Raw genomic sequence first — 16963 nt, 5'->3', positions numbered from 1 at the left:
TCCAAACAGGAAGGTCAACGCTGGTTTTTAGAAGCAGCCCGGAAACGCGGAGTTGAAAAGATCCTTGGATTTACCAATGCTGCTCCTTATTTTTTTGCTAAAAACAATATGGCCAGGTCCTCAGGCGGAATACACTTGAATCTTCAACCTGATAAATATCAGGATTATGCCCATTTCCTGGCAGAAGTCGGAACTCATTTCAAATTTGATTATTTGAGCCCGATTAATGAACCCCAGTGGGATTGGAACGGCAATTCGCAGGAAGGGACTCCTGCTACCAATGAAGAATGTTCCATCCTGATTTATAATTTGAATCGTGAACTGTCCAACCTTCATTCAAATTGTAAAATTGCTTTTGGTGAAGCCGGAGATATTAAGTTTTTATTCAAATCAAATACCGGAAACCCTTGCAGGGATAATCAGATTGCTGAATTATTTACTGATACCGGAATATTTTCAATAAGCCGCCTTCCTTATTTGAATCCTTGTGTTACATCTCATTCATATTGGTCTGTATGGGATTTAAATACGCTTATTACACAAAGAAAGGCTTTGCACGCAAAAATGAAATCCTTGGTACCTGATTTTGATTATTGGCAGACAGAATATTGTGTCATGGAAAAAAATGATGACATTGGCGGTGGCCCTGGCCGTGATTTGTCTATGAATACTGCTCTTTATGTTGCCCGGATCATTCACTTTGACCTGACTCTGGCTAACGCTTCTTCCTGGCAATGGTGGACAGCCTTATCGGAGGGCGATTATAAGGACGGTCTTGTCTATATCGATTCCAATAAAAATGAGGCTAATAATTTTCCTGTAAGGAGAGCAGATTGCAAAAATGATGGGAACTATCATTCCTCAAAACTATTATGGGCATTGGGAAATTTCAGCAGATTTGTCCGTCCGGGCATGAAACGGATTGAAATAAGCCGGAATGATCAAAGTTCTGAGATTGATAGGGCAAAAGGGCTAATGGTCTCTGCTTTTCTTGATACAACTACCCGGAAAACCGTGCTGGTTGCCATCAATTATTCAGAAAATAATCAGCAGGTTCATATTAGTGCTGCCGGCTCATCCTCAAAGTATAAAATATATCAAACTTCCCAATCCGATGATTTGGCTTTTAAGGGAGAATCAAAAGGAAAATATGAAATTCCGGCACGGAGCATAGTTACTTTTGTTGAAAAATAATAATTGACTAAACTTTTTAATAAGCTCAGTTACTTATTTTTTATGAATTGAGTATATTTTTACGCTCTATAAATGTTAACATTTTAATTATTTACTTTTTATGAAAAAACGCATTCTATATCTTTTTTCACTGCTAATGATCAGTAGTTTGGCTTTTGCACAAAGCCCACAACATACTTTTAGCCTGGGAGATTCTACTTTTCTGCTTGATAATAAACCCTTCCAGATCATTTCCGGAGAAATGCATTATCCGCGTGTTCCTAGGGAAGCCTGGAGAAGCAGGATGAAAATGGCCAAGGCTATGGGTATCAATACCATTGGCACTTATGTTTTCTGGAACGTTCATGAGCCGCAGAAAGGTCATTACGATTTCACCGGGAACAACGACGTGGCTGAATTTGTACGTATTGCAAAAGAAGAAGGGCTTTGGGTTATTCTTCGCCCCAGTCCTTATGTTTGCGCTGAATGGGAATTCGGTGGTTATCCTTACTGGTTGGAAAAAATCCCAGGCCTGGTGGTCCGAAGCAAAGAGCCTCAATACCTTCAGGCATATAAAAATTATATCCACCAGGTGGGAAAACAACTTGCTCCTTATCAGATAAATCACGGCGGAAATATTTTGATGGTTCAGGTTGAGAACGAATATGGTTTTTATTCCAATGACAAGGAATATCTGGAAATAAACCGCAAGATTTTTCAGGATGCCGGTTTCGACGGACTTCTGTATACCTGTGATCCTGCCAGTACCATCTCAAATGGTCATTTACCAGGATTATTACCGGCAGTGAACGGCCTTGACAAACCTGATGAAGTGAAAAAACTTATTCGGGAAAATCATGACGGGAAAGGGCCGTTTTTTATTTCTGAGTGGTATCCTGCATGGTTTGACTGGTGGGGCACAAAACATCATACCATACCTGCTGACCAGTATGCGGAAAAACTTGACAAGGTTCTGGCAAATGGCATTTCCATCAATATGTATATGTTTCATGGCGGTACTACCCGCGGGTTCATGAATGGTGCAAACTGTAACCAGAAAGATCCTTATGAACCTCAAATCAGCAGTTACGATTATGATGCCCCCCTGGATGAGGCCGGAAATCCTACTGCTAAGTTTATGGCCTTCAGGCAGGCGATCCAGAAAAACCTTCCTGAAGGAACCGTTTTGCCTGATATCCCCAAATCACGAGAGGCGATCTCTACCCAGCCTGTAAAATTTACATCGGCTCAAAGTTTGTTTAAACTTTTACCTCTACCTGTTAAAAACATTAAACCCTTGACTTTTGAGGACCTTAACCAGGATTATGGATTTGTACTTTATCATACCGTTGTTAATGGCGGAGTGCAGGGATTGTTGAAGATTAACCAATTACGTGATTATGGTTTGATTTATGTCAATGGCGAAAGAGTTGGAACACTTGACCGCCGTTTTAAACAGGATAGTTTGATTATGACTTTGCCTAAAGGTAAAGTAGCTCTTGATATTCTTGTTGAAAATCTGGGACGTATCAATTTTGGGCCCTATTTGCTGGACAACAAGAAAGGAATTACCCAAAGCGTTACTTTTAATGGGAAAGAGCTGAAGGGTTGGCAGATGTATAGCCTGCCTTTCAATAATAAGACAAGTTTTACACCCAAAGTTTTACAAAAGACAGCTAAAAACCAACCTGTTGTACGCAAAGGTGTGCTCAAACTGACCAAAGTTTCCGATACTTATTTTGATATGCAGAATTGGGGCAAGGGTTGCGTTTGGGTAAATGGACATAACCTTGGCCGTTATTGGTCTGTAGGACCTCAGCAAACTCTTTACGTACCTGCTGAATGGCTGAAAAAAGGAGATAATGAAGTAATTGTGCTCGAACTTCTTAAACCCGGACAAACTGTTCTGAAAGGTATTTCAAAACCCATACTCGATAAACTGGCAACCGAATAGTTGTTCCAAATATTAAAAATTGAAAAATCTCTTCTTATGAATTATTGAGAAGAGATTTTTTTATCCTTGATTACTAGGATGGGCATTATCTTTTAAAATTAAACTGTTGAAATTCTTTTCCATATTTTAAAGGTATTCTTGATCAGTTCTTTCAGCTCTTTACCCAGGTTGATTATTGTAAAATATTTGTTGTAGTTTTTCTTTAGCCAGTAGTTACCGCAAAGTATAATAAACACAACGGAAAGAATAAAATAAATTAGCCAGAGTTTGGTGAAAGCAAGATGTAAAATTTCAAACACTGAAAAGTAAACATAATATTGAATTATAAAGATGATTAGTGAGGCCTTGCCAATATTTGAAAGAATATTGAGCAGATGGCCAAACCATTTTTTCTCTTCCAGCCAGAATAGGAATGTCAGGATAAGCAAACCGATTCCTCCGTAAAAAAACAGGTAAGTTGGGCCTGGGGGATTTTTTTGGAAAAAGTTGGACAGAAAGAAGAAATTTTCTTTAACCCCAGTTGAAAGAAGGAAATGATAAATAAATTTTATCCCAATTGCACTTGCAATTAACAATATACCTAATTGAGACAGGAATATTTTGATTTTATAATCCCGCTGTTCCAGATGAAGTTCCCCGATTATTTCTCCAATGACACTGCCACAAAGATATACACTAAACCAGATCAGGATGGAGAAATTGTCTACAAAGAAAAATTTGTGAAGTGTACCTATTAATTCTTCTTCTAAAATATTCAAAATCATTGTGGATACAGGTCGCCAAAAATAAATTACCAAAAGGCAAACGATATAAATACTGAGTCCAAGAAGAAGCCGTTTGGCTTTGGATAAATAACTGATGATTAAAGGCCCTGTAATAATGCTTAAGGCAATGGCATCGGTTATGAAAGTCCAGTGAAGGGCATTCCTGATCCCATGGGTCATGGGTACATGTGCAAATAAAATGAACACATGCCCGATCGTGAGTAAAAACAGGCCCCTGTCAATTAACTTCAGTTTAATTCTTTTAAAATTATCTTTGTTGATGCAGTAAAGGTATCCCAGTACAATCCCACTGATTAACATAAAAGTTGGAGAGGCTACCATTCCGATATGCCAGCACTTTTCTAAAATAACCTGTTGATGGTTGTTATGAAAATAAACTTCAGCAAAATGAGAAAGAAAGACAAACAACATGGCTGCGCCTCTTCCTGCATCAATCGCTACTATTCTTTTATTGGCTGTCATTTTGTTGAATCTATCCTGCATTAAACAGTTCTAAAATGTAAGTTGAATTATAATATTCGTTTGAAGGCTATCATTTCAATCTTTCCCATTTTTCGAAATAGACTTGTTTTTAAGTGAAAGTAAAATAAACCCTCCCTTTTGATCTTCGAAAAGAACAACATGATCTCTTTTAAGAAGATTGATAAGCTCAATCATATCCGGCTCCCTTTGAATGTAGATGGCTGCAAAAAGGTCTGCCCCTTTATTGATCAGTATATTTACATTGTTGAGGTTACGATTTTTTTTCTGTAGAGTCCAACCCTTAAGCCCTGAGTAATAATAAAGAACCGGGCTGAGGTCATTCCCTCCTACATGCATGGTATAAGTACCGGTAGTAATTATTTTTGACTTTGGACTTGCATATTGTTTTATTATTTGCGCATAATCCCACTGATCTTGTTCTACGGGTTGGTTGATATCTTTTAAAAATATATAGTGGGATTTATGTATTGGAATTAATAGGGGGATGAGCAAAGCAACCCATAATATAACAACTGGTGAAAAATAGAAGGTTTTAAAATATCTTTTGAAGGTTTTGAATAATAACAAAGTGATTGATGTTGAACCTATAGCCATAAATGCAGAAGCAGGAGGAATGATGCAAAACTGCCTGTAAGATGTATCAATATTACCTTCAGCTACGAGTATGAAATAGATAAAAACAGCAGCTAAATAGAAGAAAAATAAGCTCCCTTTTCTTAGAAGTAATGCTGTGATCATTCCTGAAAAAATTAAAATTAATCCAACCCAGTGTCCGAGTAAACTTGAAAGATTCCATTTCATTTTAAAATACCAGATGGAATTAGATAACATGGTAAGAGTTTGAAGTTTGTTATGCCCTTTAAAGATTCCAAATACATCAATTGAATGATTCGTGAGGAAATAGGCATATAAATACCAACAAACCGGTAAAATAAGTGAGATTAAAATGAAGGAAATAAATACTTTATATTTTTTGATATCCAGACGATATTTTTTAAAAAACAACCAGCTCAAAGGCAAAAGCAAATACAGGGGTTCGATTTTTAAGGCTACAGCAAGCGAAAATCCCAGGGTAGCCAGAATCCTGTCTTTCTTTTTGCCATATTTCATCCATTGTGAAAAATAAAATATCGTAAAAATGGAAAAGGCAACCATTGCTGGATCAGAAAACAGTACATTTCCGAACGAATTATTTAAAGGCAGGATACCCGAAATAAAGGCAGCAATTAAACCGATTACTGGTCCAAAATATTCGTAAGTTAATTTGTATACATAGTATATAATAAGCAAATAAAAGATTATCGGTAATAAGCGGACTGTCCATACATTAAATCCGAATATTTTATAGAGTATAGCTGCCAGATATGGAATTACCGGAAGTTCCATGGCTGTAACATTGGGAGGTTCGGCCGGCCATGAAATGGTCGGCTGAAAAAAGTTAAAGTTGTTGGCTAAATAATTTTTTGAGATGCTGATGTAATCAATTTCTTTCCATACTGTCCGGTCCAATGCTGGGGTTTGAATAGTCAAAAACCTTATGGCCAGTATCATTACTACAATACACCAAAATACTAATTTACGGTAATGGGCAGGAATAGCATCAGGGGTACTAATCTCCTTAAAACTGATTTTAAAATCTGTGATCCAATCTTTCATGTTATGTTTTTAAAGATTTCTGAAATGTTTTTTTCTATTGATTTGGTGGAGTTCCAATTCCCTGGTTTATAATTTCCCATATATAATCACACATACACAAATCACCCAGATACAGATATTGATTAATGAAGGCATATCTGCAACCAGAAGTTTGGTGGGATCACCCCCTCCGTCTTTTTGATGAACCAGGTAGAAATACCTGAAGATTCCATATAATACAAAAGGCGTAGTTAGCACTAACCAGTTTGACCCAAAGTGGGCAATTGTTTCATCGGCCATCGTGTACAATGCATAGGTGGCGATAGCTGTTGCCCCGCAAATGGTCATCATTGTATCCAGAAGGGGAACAGAATATTCTGTAAGGTTTTTACGGTGATTGTGGGCTTCGTTTTGCAAAAAATTAATCTCATGCCGCCGTTTCCCAAACCCCATCAATAATGCCAGTAGCATGGTACATAAGAAAAGCCAGGGGGATAGTTTAACCCCGATTACCACACATCCGGCCAGAGCCCTTAACAAGAAACCTGCCGAAACGATCATGACATCCACTATAACCATTTTTTTCAGTCCAAGCGAATAGGCTATATTCATAATGAAATAAGTCAGAACAATTCCTGCAAATTTAGGATCAAGCAGCCATGAGAGGATTGCAGATGAAAAAAAGAGTAAGAACATGAAGGTGATAGCTATACCTGTATTTAAAGTTCCGGCAGCCAAAGGACGCAGGCGTTTGGAAGGATGTAACTTGTCTTCTTCAACATCCCGGAGGTCGTTTAACAAATATACACTGCTGCTTGCAAAGCAAAAAGCTATAAAGGCTACTATGCTGCGCAATGCTATTGTCCAATTAAACAACGAAATGGAAAAAATCAACCCTCCAAAAACCAGGAAATTTTTTATCCATTGGTAAGGCCGCAGGCTTATTAGAAGAGGTCTAATGCTGACCCTCTTGATCAAAATCTTATTTTGTACTTCTGCACTCTGAACACTTTCCATAATTAAAATATTTTGAGGCATTGAACTGTAATAAATAAGAGAAATATTTATTCATCAGGCTGATGATCCACATGTTTTACCCTCAGTCCTGATTGGGCCTGGTATGTTTTTGCAAATTGACTCATAGTAACAATATCATAGCGCTTTTTCAGCCGTTTAATAACTTTTTTAAAAACGAGGAGTTTTTTTTCACTTTTAACATTCATCCCCGGGAAAAATGACAACTCTGGGATCTGGTCGCCACCGATTAAATCGAGGGGATGAAGCAGAAAACTTGGATGGGTACCCGTAAGTTTACATAGGAACAGTGCAAAATTCAGGTAAGCCTGCATGAGCAGGATGGAGTAACTGCTAATATAAAGCAAATAACTTAGGTGGAAAGGTACTTTGAAGATGGGGATAGTACTTACCGGGACTTCCAGTAATTTATTCGTTCCATTAACCTGCCAATGGTAGGGTTTAAGCGGCATAAAACCATCCTTGAAAGAACCAAACAGGCCTTTTCTTTCTTTTTTCTGTTCTTTGGTAAGATGAGAGGTCCAGAAATAATACAACCGGGCAAAAGGCCCTATATAAGTTGGCAAAGTGGAAGCATCGTAAAGATATCCCCGCTCACTGAGGGTGAATAACAAATCGGGACTCCAGCTGAAGCCCGGCCCTCTGAAGCCTCTTGGCTTTTGGCCTGTAACCGAAATGATGTTCTCTTCCGCCAGGACAATTTCTTTTTCTATCTGATCCTTGCTGTACAAGTGCAGCCATGATTCATGATGAAAAGAATGATTGGCTATTTCATGGCCATGTTCAATAATCATCTTTAGGGCAGCATGGTTCTTATGCAATTCTGCATCCTGTCCGACAATAAAAAAAGTAATTTTAAGGTTGAGCTCATCCAGGGCTTTGAGTACGTATGGCACGAATACATCCAGGTAACTGGGGAAAGTTTCCCAACCTTTGTCGCCATGAATTTTCATGTACGACCATTGATTGTCCAAATCAAGTGACAGGGTTGCAATTGGTTTATTTTTCATTTTGGGTGACGGTTTGAAGGTTCTTATCTACCAACTGTAAGGTTTCGTTTACATTGGATGTGCCATTCATTATAAATGATGAGTTTATGATGTAAATTCCTTTTACTGAGGTTTTTGCCGGTATTAATTTTTGGGAATAATTTAAATCGGGTAGTCCGAAAACAAAAGGAGCCTTACAAATCCCGGTATATTCCACCTCATCTGGTTTTAAAAAGGGATACATTTTAAATAAGCTATCCAGCGTCTGTTTTTTTATTTGTTCCTCGTTCAGGTCCCAGAATGTATGGGTTTGATTGACATACATTGGCAGATAGATCAGGGATTTTCCATTGGTCTCTTTTTTATCAATTAAGGCTGTCATTTCAATAACTCCCGTAAAGGGTACCCATGAATCGGTAATATTGGTGACATAGTATGGAGATATTGGCCTGCTGAGCAAAACATGAGGGCATATTACCCCCATATAATTGATGCTTTTCAGTTTCTTATGCTCTTGCTCCTCCAGGCTGGGACAAATTCTGCTGATTTCTGAAGAGGGTATGGTCAGTACAACTTTGTCAAATGTTTTTTGATAATTCCGTTCAGTGGTAATTCTAATTTTCCCCATATCCTCTGTTTCAATCTGAACGATACGGGAATTGCAGTTAATACTAACATGGTTCTGTATTAATTTTTCTGTAAATTTGTCCAATACACGTGCGTATCCTCCTTCTACATAGCCAAACATTTCCTTTTTCAGTCCGCTGCGCCTTGCTGCATACATGCGTTGGATGGTGGCCCAGATAAATGCAGCGGAAGTCTGGGTGTACATATCTCCTAACTTGGCTCTTAATAATGGTGACCATATTTTTTCGAATGTTTCTTTACCCGACCAGAACCGCAACCATTTGGATACCGGAATTTTTTCCAACCTCTCCCAGTTTTTTATCTTTGAAGCATATAAAATGGTCAGGCCCAACCTGAATTTTCCGTAAAGCGACAAGGGCGGGAATTTTAAAAATTCCAGGCTGTTTGACATGGAATAAAGCCGGCCGCCCACATAAAAACCTGTTTTGGTTTCCACCCATTTTAATTCATTTTCAAGTCCCAATTCTTTGATCAGGGAAAGGGTAGCGGTGTCCGACATCAGGATGACATGGTAAAACCTGTCCCAGGTGCAACCATTCATCCTTACAGAGCCTGCCAGTCCTCCAAGACTGTCTTCTGATTCATAAATGGTTACCTGATGATTCAATTGAGATAAACGCAGAGCTATTGTCATTCCTAAAATTCCTCCGCCTACTACTGCAAAATTCCCCATTTCCTTTATGATTTAAACGAGCAACTAACCAGTTTGGGCATAAAACCTTTATAATCTTTGGTATGATGAATTTTACCGGGTTCGGCGATTAAACATCCTGTTACACAACTGCCTGCCAAACGTTGAACTTCTTTAAAATCAGCTTTGTTAAATTCTCCGTCTGCATAATTTTTGTTTAGAAATTCTATCATACTCAGGACTTCGTTAGCAAGACCTTTCTCAACGATGCGGAAACACTGGTAAACAAATTCAATGAAGGCATTGGAGGGAGAGATTTCTCCTTTCCCAATGCCTGCATGTTTAATCCCTTTATATTCAAGGTCTTTCTTTGAATAGATGTTGCATCCATCAAATAATCCTTTTAAGTTGGGCGCGGATTGAAGGATATAATCTAAACCTTCTGCATAAACCTTATGGGCAGTACAAACAAAGGCATATTCGGCTTCCCTTAATGCCTTTTCCATATCCCTGGTGAAATATTGATCCATGTTAAAGCGAAGCAGATTTTGATCCGTAGATTTTACATAAGGATCGTGCAGTATGATGGAACAGTTCTTCTCCAACAACTGATTTGCAAGAACAAGGGTCGGGGAGTTCCTGGTATCCTCCGAGTTGAACCGGTAGGCAGTACCCAATAGAGCAATCTTTTTACCCGATATGTCACCGAAATTCTCCTCTGCCAGGCTGATGGCTTTTGCAGGAGAGGCATTGTTTATTATTCTGGAATTAAGGATAAGGCTGTGGGCTGTATCTGCACCACTTTCTATTTTCCTCCACCACAGAAGTATCCCGTCTTTAGGCAGGCAATGTCCGCCAACACCTATGGTCGGAATCAGCAGTGCCCCACTGGGAACGGCATTGGGATTGAAGCTTGCAGAGTCGTTTTGCCCGGCCAGCAAATTGACTTTTTCTCTGACCTGGTAAAAATCAATGTTATGTTTGTCGCAATACCTTACTATTTCGGTGGAAAAAGCAATCCGGACATCACGATAGGCATTCTCAAGGGTTTTTACGATTTCGGCTGTCAGACTGTTCGTTTTGTGTACAATTGCTTCAGTGACAACATTGGAATAGAGGGAATAAATCATTTTAGAGGTTTCCGGATGCAAGCCACCGGCCAGTTTATCCGATTGGGCCACCCTTTCTACCAACCGCCCCGGCATGACCCTGTTGGGGCTATTCCCAAGCAGTATATCCTTACCTTCTATCAGCCCGTATTTGGCAAAATGTTCTTTAATCACTGTAGTCATTGAAGAAGGGGCCAATGTCGATTCAAAGATAATCAGCGTTTTTTTATTTTTGGGTTTTTTCTGTAAAGCCTGGGCAAGGCCGGTCAGAGCTTCGAACATAGGCCCGTAATCCGGGCCGAAGCCTTTTTTATCTGTCTGTACAGCAACCAGAATTACGTCGGCATCATGAATATCCTCTATATTATGTGTTGCGCTCAGTATTCCTTCCGCAACCGTTTCTGAAACAATTTTATTGAGGCCGGGTTCTATGCCCCCGATCACCGACTGTCCATGGTTAATTGCATCGACTTTCCATCCGGAATTTATGGAATTGCGTTGTACCACCACAACCTTAACGGGGTGATTGTTGCCGGTTTTTATTCTGGCATTGGCTAATAGGGCGGCCATAGGCATCCCAACGATACCCGGACCGATAACTCCGATCTTTTCAATTTGCCACAAGTCATGCACTTTGGCGCTATGAATGCTGTTCATAGTAGAAACATTTTTAGGTTTAGTTAATCAATGAATTGTTTAAACCAAAGCTCTAGCGAAAGTACTCCCCATAAACTCCGGCCAAATTCACGTTCAGAGTCTATCAATTTTTCTACTTTGGCACAATCAAAAATTCCCCTTTCTTTGCAGGTTTTTGAAAGCAGAACATCTCTGAAAAAATGGGAGGCTTCATTTTTTGCCCAGATATGAAGGGGAACAGGGAATCCCATTTTGTCCTTGCGTTCGAGTATGGTTTTGGGCAAAATATCGGATACTGTACGTTTAAATATATATTTCATTTCTGCCCCTTTAAATTTCATAGAAGGAGGCATACTGGAAACCAGGTCAACAATGCGGCGGTCCAGAAGAGGCACCCTCGATTCCAGGGAAACGGCCATACTTACCCGGTCTTCTACCTGAAGTAATCCCGGCAGGCTTCCAAACATATCGAAATGAGTCATCTTATTGAAGTAAGACAAGGTGTCGGAATGATTGAAAATGGTTTGGAAACGGGAAAATACTTCTTCTTTGTTATGTGTGGCTTTAAAGTCGTCGTTATACAGGCCCAGACAGCTGTCGCTGCGGTCGATCAGGTTGAAGTACCTTCTGTCCATGTCATAAAAAGCCCCTGATTCCATGAATTGGCGCATCATGGGCACATACTTGTATAAATAAGGGAGATTCGGGAGAATAGATTGAAGTGAAACTATATGTTCTCCTTCTTCATTGCTTTCATATATTGCACCTTTTATGGCCTGTTCCAGGTAAGCAATTACATATCGGGCATAGCCCCCGAATATCTCGTCTCCTCCCTGGCCGCCCAAAACTACTTTTACATGTTCTGAAGCCAGGCGTGAAACAATATATTGAGGGAATAATCCCGGACCGGCCACCGGCTCATCAAGGTGGTAAATTAGCTTGGGCAACAAATCAATAAATTCCTGCTCTGTAGGATAAACTTCAAAGGGTTCGGCTTTACAGAGTGAGGCTACTTCCCGCGCATATCGTGTTTCATTGAATTCCAGGCCTTCATTAAAAGCACCTGTGAAAGTTTTCAGATGATTCGTGATGTTTTGGGCTGCAATTATGGAAACAAGGCTGGAATCCATCCCTCCGCTTAAGTATGTCCCCAGGGGAACATCGCTTCGCAGTTGAATCTTGACGGCATCTTCAATTAACCTGCGCAGTTCATCAATAAAATAAGCTTCGGTATGATAATGATCGATTTTAAAATTAGGCTCCCAGTATTGGATTGATTTATACCTCATGGTGTCCAGGTTGATGACCAGATAGTGGCCTGGCAATACTTTAATGATATTTTTAAATAAAGTATTTTCGCCAAGAACAAACTGAAAAGTCAGGTAATCGTGCATGGCCTGATAATTGGCTTCCCGTTTTACAGATGGATGTGCCAGCAAAGCTTTAATTTCAGAGGCAAAAAGAAAATTTTCCTTATCCTCGTAAAAATATAAGGGTTTGATCCCAAAATGATCACGGGCAGCTATAAGCCTGTTTTGGGGCTTGTCATAGAGAAGGAAGGCAAACATGCCATTTAACTTGTCTATGGCATTCAGGCCGTATTTTTTATACATCTTCAAAATGACTTCCGTATCAGAAGTTGTAGTGAAGGTAACTCCTTCCCTGATTAATTCGTTGCGTAGTTCGATGTAATTATATATCTCACCGTTAAACACAATGGTGAGGTTATCAAAAGTCATGGGCTGGTGACCGGTCACCAGGTCAATGATTGATAAACGTTTGTGATAAAGACCAATTCTTTTATTAATGAATATCCCCTCATCATCAGGGCCGCGGTATTGAATTTTAGAAGCCATCTGTTCTAAAATTTCCGGCTCAATCTCCCCGTTTTGCTTTTTTATATAACCTACTAGTCCGCACATAGTAATAAATAATTTTATGATTGGAGAAAAAATATAGGATCAGCAAATCTTCAGTTATTTAAAGGTAAAAAAATTTAGATTACTACACTGATTTATAGAGAATTTATTCGTGCGTTTCAGTCAAAAAAATGACTAATGGCATTTTCCTGAGGTTAAAAGTTGATTGTTCGATGATTGAAATTGATAATTTAGTAATAGATTGGAAAACAGTAATATATGTAGATGAATTGAAGGAAAATCTACATAATTCTTTGGTTAAGAAAATTTTCCTTTTTGAAATTATATTTATATTTAATATTGTGTTAGTGTAAAAGATTCTTAATTATTTTTTCTCATAAGTATTTCCCTGTAGCCCTTTTTTACATTTTTTATTATGTAATTTTACGACTACGAAAAATTATTTCTCATTTTATATCAACTTTCAGATAATTACTAACTTGCAATATGACGACTTTTACACATCTTCATGTTCATACACAATATTCCATTCTTGATGGGGCTTCCAATATCCCCGTGATGTTGAAAAAAGCGCAGGGGGATGGAATGACTACTGTGGCCATTACCGATCACGGCAATATGTTCGGGGTAAAAGATTTTTATAACACGGCCAAGAAGCAGGGTATCAAACCGATATTGGGATGTGAAAGTTATTTTGCCCATAAAAGCCGTTTTGATCAGAGTGATAAAGAGGATCGTGGCGGTTATCACATCATTCTTCTGGCAAAGAACCTGGAAGGCTATCATAATCTGATGAAACTGATTTCACTGGCCTGGGTGGAAGGATTTTATTACAAACCCCGTATTGACCAGGAATTGCTGGAGAAATATCATGAAGGACTTATTATTTCCAGTGCCTGTCTGGCTGGTGAAATCCCCAGTTATATTCTCAACGGTGATTTGGAGAAAGCTGAAGCAAGGGCCCTGGAATTCAAAAAATTGATGGGTGACGATTTCTACCTTGAATTAATGAGGCATAAAACCGGAGACCCGAAATTTGACGATGAGGTTTATGAGCGGCAGGAGAAGGTAAACAAAGGTTTGCTTGAGATTTCAAAGAAACATGGTATTAAGGTAATTGCCACCAATGATGTCCATTTTGTAAATGCGGAAGATGCTGCAGCACATGACCGGTTGATTTGCCTGAACACCGGGAAAGACCTTGACGACCCGACCCGCATGCGTTATACAGGCCAGGAATTTTTTAAGACTACGGCTGAAATGTCTGAATTGTTCGCCGATATTCCTGAAGCCATTGCCAATACACAGGAAATTGCAGATAAGGTTGAAATATATGAGTTGCATATTGAGCCTATCATGCCCGATTTCCCTTTGCCCGAACAGTTTAAAACAGCTTATGATTACCTGGAATATTTGACTTACGAAGGGGCTAAGACAAGGTATCCGGATATGGAACCCAAGACTAAGGAAAGAATTGATTTCGAGTTGTCGGTTATCAAGCACATGGGTTTTTCGGGATATTTCCTTATCGTTCAGGATTTCCTTTACGCTGCCCGTAAGATGGGTGTGTCGGTAGGACCGGGTAGAGGTTCGGCTGCAGGTTCTGTGGTGGCCTATTGTTTAAGCATCACCCAGATTGACCCTATTAAGTACGATTTGCTGTTCGAACGTTTTTTGAATCCAGATCGTATTTCCATGCCTGATATTGATATAGACCTTGATGATGACGGGCGGGAAAAGGTAATTCAATATGTGGTTCAAAAATATGGCAGGGACCATGTGGCTCATATCATCACTTTTGGTACTATGGCTGCAAAGATGGCCATCAGGGATGTTGCCCGTGTCCAAAAATTACCTTTATCAGAATCCGACAGGCTTGCCAAATTGGTTCCGGAAAAACCCGGCACCACTATTGCCAAAGCTTATGAAGAAGTGCCTGAACTTAAAGAAGCCCGCAATTCTTCGGATGAATTGGTCAGGAAGACCCTTGAATATGCCGAAACCCTCGAAGGATCCGTCAGGCATACGGGAATCCATGCCTGCGGTATCATTATCGGACGAGATGACCTGAAGGAACATATTCCTGTCTGTAAATCGAGCGAAACGGATTTGCTGGTCACCCAGTATGAAGGTTCTCACGTTGAAGATGTGGGCATGCTTAAGATGGACTTCCTGGGATTGAAAACATTGTCCATTATTAAGGATGCACTCGAAAATATTAAAGAATCGAAAGGAATAGACGAGCATATAGAAAATGTTTCCCTGGAAGACGAGAAGACTTTCGAACTTTTCAGTAAAGGTGAAACCACGGCAGTGTTCCAGTTCGAATCCCCCGGGATGAAAAAGAACCTTAGGGAGCTTAAACCTAACCGTTTCGAGGATCTGATTGCCATGAATGCCCTCTATCGTCCGGGGCCTATGGATTACATCCCCAGTTTTATTAACCGTAAACTTGGGAAAGAGAAGATTGAGTACGACATTCCCGTAATGGAGAATTACCTGAAGGATACTTATGGTATCACCGTGTACCAGGAACAGGTAATGCAGGTTTCTCAGGCTATTGCAAGTTTTACCAGGGGTGAAGCCGATACCCTGCGTAAAGCCATGGGAAAGAAGAAGAAGGATGTCATGGCCAAGATGTACACCAAATTTATTGAGGGTTGTACCAAGAATGGCTATGAAGAATCAGTGGCTAAAAAAATCTGGAGCGATTGGGAAGCTTTTGCTCAATATGCTTTCAATAAGTCTCATTCTACCTGTTATGCTTATGTCGCTTATCAGACAGCCTATCTGAAAGCCCATTATCCGGCAGAATTTATGGCTGCCGTCCTGAGCCGCAACATTACGGATATAAAGAAGATCACCACCTTTATGGATGAATGTAAACGCATGGGCATGAAGGTACTGGGGCCTGATGTTAATGAGAGCCGCTTTAAGTTTGCAGTCAATAAAGATGGTAATATCCGTTTTGGATTGGGCGCAATTAAAGGCGTGGGTGAAGCCGCCGTAGGTAAAATTATTGAAGAACGTGAAACAAATGGCCCTTTCAAGGATATATTCGATTTTGTAGAGCGGGTTAACCTTCAGAGTGTGAACAAGAAGAATCAGGAATGCCTGGCTTCTTCAGGAGCATTCGACTGCTTCCCGGAAATCGACCGCAGCCAGTTTTTTACCCTCGATGCTAAAGGCAGCAGCTTCCTTGAGAATTTGATCCGTTACGGAAATAAGGTACAGCAGGAGAAAAATGTGAAACAGGTTTCACTTTTCGGGACTGAAGCAGGTTTTGAGATGACAAAACCTGAAATTCCTCAAGCTGAGAAATGGTCTACCCTGGAGCGGCTCAATAAGGAGAAGGAACTGATCGGTATGTATTTGTCGGCTCATCCGCTTGATACATTCAAACTGGAGATAAATCATTTCACGAATGCAAGTCTTTCACAACTTAATGGCGATCTCAAAGAACTGAATGGGAGGGAAGTTTGCTTCGCGGGTATTGTTACTGCAGTAAGGCAGGCCATGACAAAAACCGGTAATCCTTATGGCTCGATGACCATTGAAGATTATACCGACTCCTATACGCTGATGATGTTTTCAAAAGATTATGTGGACAGAAGCAAATTTTTTGTGCCCGGTTATTCCTTGCTTATAAAAGCAAGGGTTCAGCCTAAACGTTACCGCGAAAACGAGCTGGAAGTCAGGATTAAGAGCATCTCCATGCTGGCTGATGTAAAAGATGAAATGATCAAATCTATTTCATTCAGTGTGCCTCTTCAGCAGGTGAATGATCAGCTTATTGATGAAATAAAAGGGTTTTCTGATGAAAAAGGGAAAATAGCCCTGAAGTTTTATGTATGGGATGCAGCAGAAAACATGGCTGTAGAACTGCGTTCACGTTCTGTAAAGGTATCCCTTACTGAAAAGTTACTGCACTATCTCGATGAAAGGCCCGAAATAGAATGCAAAATCAATCAATAATCCAATGAAAATAAATTTAGTGATTCCTGT

10 protein-coding genes are annotated in these 16963 nt (G+C 39.7%); 3 read left to right on the top strand and 7 right to left on the bottom strand.

The features are described 5' to 3' along the window. The coding region (locus Q8907_03450; protein ID MDP4273318.1) for a glycoside hydrolase at positions 1-1194 on the top strand (1194 nt) is incomplete at its 5' end. A gap of 100 nt (positions 1195-1294) precedes the next feature. After that, on the top strand, positions 1295-3127 hold the full coding sequence (locus tag Q8907_03445; GenBank protein MDP4273317.1) for a beta-galactosidase: 1833 nt from the start codon (positions 1295-1297) through the stop codon (positions 3125-3127). Between the two features lie 98 nt (positions 3128-3225). Here Q8907_03445 and Q8907_03440 read toward each other — a convergent pair whose 3' ends face one another. The 7 genes from Q8907_03440 to asnB all read right to left on the bottom strand — a co-directional run bounded on the left by Q8907_03440 (position 3226) and on the right by asnB (position 13000). Next, entirely contained in the window at positions 3226-4374 is a 1149-nt protein-coding gene (locus tag Q8907_03440) for an acyltransferase family protein (protein MDP4273316.1), read from the bottom strand. A 75-nt stretch (positions 4375-4449) separates the two neighbouring features. Next, complete coding sequence (locus Q8907_03435) at positions 4450-6051, bottom strand: glycosyltransferase family 39 protein (protein MDP4273315.1); 1602 nt, start codon at positions 6049-6051, stop codon at positions 4450-4452. A 66-nt stretch (positions 6052-6117) separates the two neighbouring features. Further along, positions 6118-7047, bottom strand: coding sequence for a decaprenyl-phosphate phosphoribosyltransferase (locus Q8907_03430; GenBank protein MDP4273314.1), 930 nt, complete (start codon positions 7045-7047; stop codon positions 6118-6120). A gap of 47 nt (positions 7048-7094) precedes the next feature. Beyond that, complete coding sequence (locus Q8907_03425; protein MDP4273313.1) at positions 7095-8075, bottom strand: polysaccharide deacetylase family protein; 981 nt, start codon at positions 8073-8075, stop codon at positions 7095-7097. Then, the gene (locus tag Q8907_03420) at positions 8065-9375 is read right to left on the bottom strand and encodes an NAD(P)/FAD-dependent oxidoreductase (protein MDP4273312.1); all 1311 of its coding nucleotides are present in this window, start codon (positions 9373-9375) and stop codon (positions 8065-8067) included. Before Q8907_03420 ends, Q8907_03425 begins: the two co-directional genes overlap by 11 nt. A 5-nt stretch (positions 9376-9380) precedes the next feature. Next, on the bottom strand, positions 9381-11099 hold the full coding sequence (locus Q8907_03415; protein MDP4273311.1) for a nucleotide sugar dehydrogenase: 1719 nt from the start codon (positions 11097-11099) through the stop codon (positions 9381-9383). A gap of 23 nt (positions 11100-11122) precedes the next feature. Then, positions 11123-13000 (bottom strand): asparagine synthase (glutamine-hydrolyzing), encoded by a 1878-nt coding sequence (gene asnB / locus Q8907_03410; protein ID MDP4273310.1) that lies wholly within the window; start codon positions 12998-13000, stop codon positions 11123-11125. Positions 13001-13444: 444 nt separating this feature from the next. Between asnB and dnaE the strand changes: the two genes are divergently transcribed. Further along, positions 13445-16933, top strand: coding sequence for a DNA polymerase III subunit alpha (dnaE, locus tag Q8907_03405; GenBank protein MDP4273309.1), 3489 nt, complete (start codon positions 13445-13447; stop codon positions 16931-16933). The last annotated feature ends 30 nt before the right edge of the window (positions 16934-16963 follow it).

This window comes from Bacteroidota bacterium (assembly GCA_030706565.1).
GTDB lineage: Bacteria > Bacteroidota > Bacteroidia > Bacteroidales > JAUZOH01 > JAUZOH01.
This window is presented reverse-complemented; position numbering and strand designations above follow the sequence as displayed.

Bases quoted from the DNA above. Each gene is read 5' to 3' on its own strand.
- Q8907_03445 (MDP4273317.1), top strand. From the start codon at position 1,295: ATGAAAAAACGCATTCTATATCTTTTTTCACTGCTAATGATCAGTAGT.
- Q8907_03440 (MDP4273316.1), bottom strand. From the start codon at position 4,374: ATGACAGCCAATAAAAGAATAGTAGCGATTGATGCAGGAAGAGGCGCA.
- Q8907_03435 (MDP4273315.1), bottom strand. From the start codon at position 6,051: ATGAAAGATTGGATCACAGATTTTAAAATCAGTTTTAAGGAGATTAGT.
- Q8907_03430 (MDP4273314.1), bottom strand. From the start codon at position 7,047: ATGGAAAGTGTTCAGAGTGCAGAAGTACAAAATAAGATTTTGATCAAG.
- Q8907_03425 (MDP4273313.1), bottom strand. From the start codon at position 8,075: ATGAAAAATAAACCAATTGCAACCCTGTCACTTGATTTGGACAATCAA.
- Q8907_03420 (MDP4273312.1), bottom strand. From the start codon at position 9,375: ATGGGGAATTTTGCAGTAGTAGGCGGAGGAATTTTAGGAATGACAATA.
- Q8907_03415 (MDP4273311.1), bottom strand. From the start codon at position 11,099: ATGAACAGCATTCATAGCGCCAAAGTGCATGACTTGTGGCAAATTGAA.
- asnB (MDP4273310.1), bottom strand. From the start codon at position 13,000: ATGTGCGGACTAGTAGGTTATATAAAAAAGCAAAACGGGGAGATTGAG.
- dnaE (MDP4273309.1), top strand. From the start codon at position 13,445: ATGACGACTTTTACACATCTTCATGTTCATACACAATATTCCATTCTT.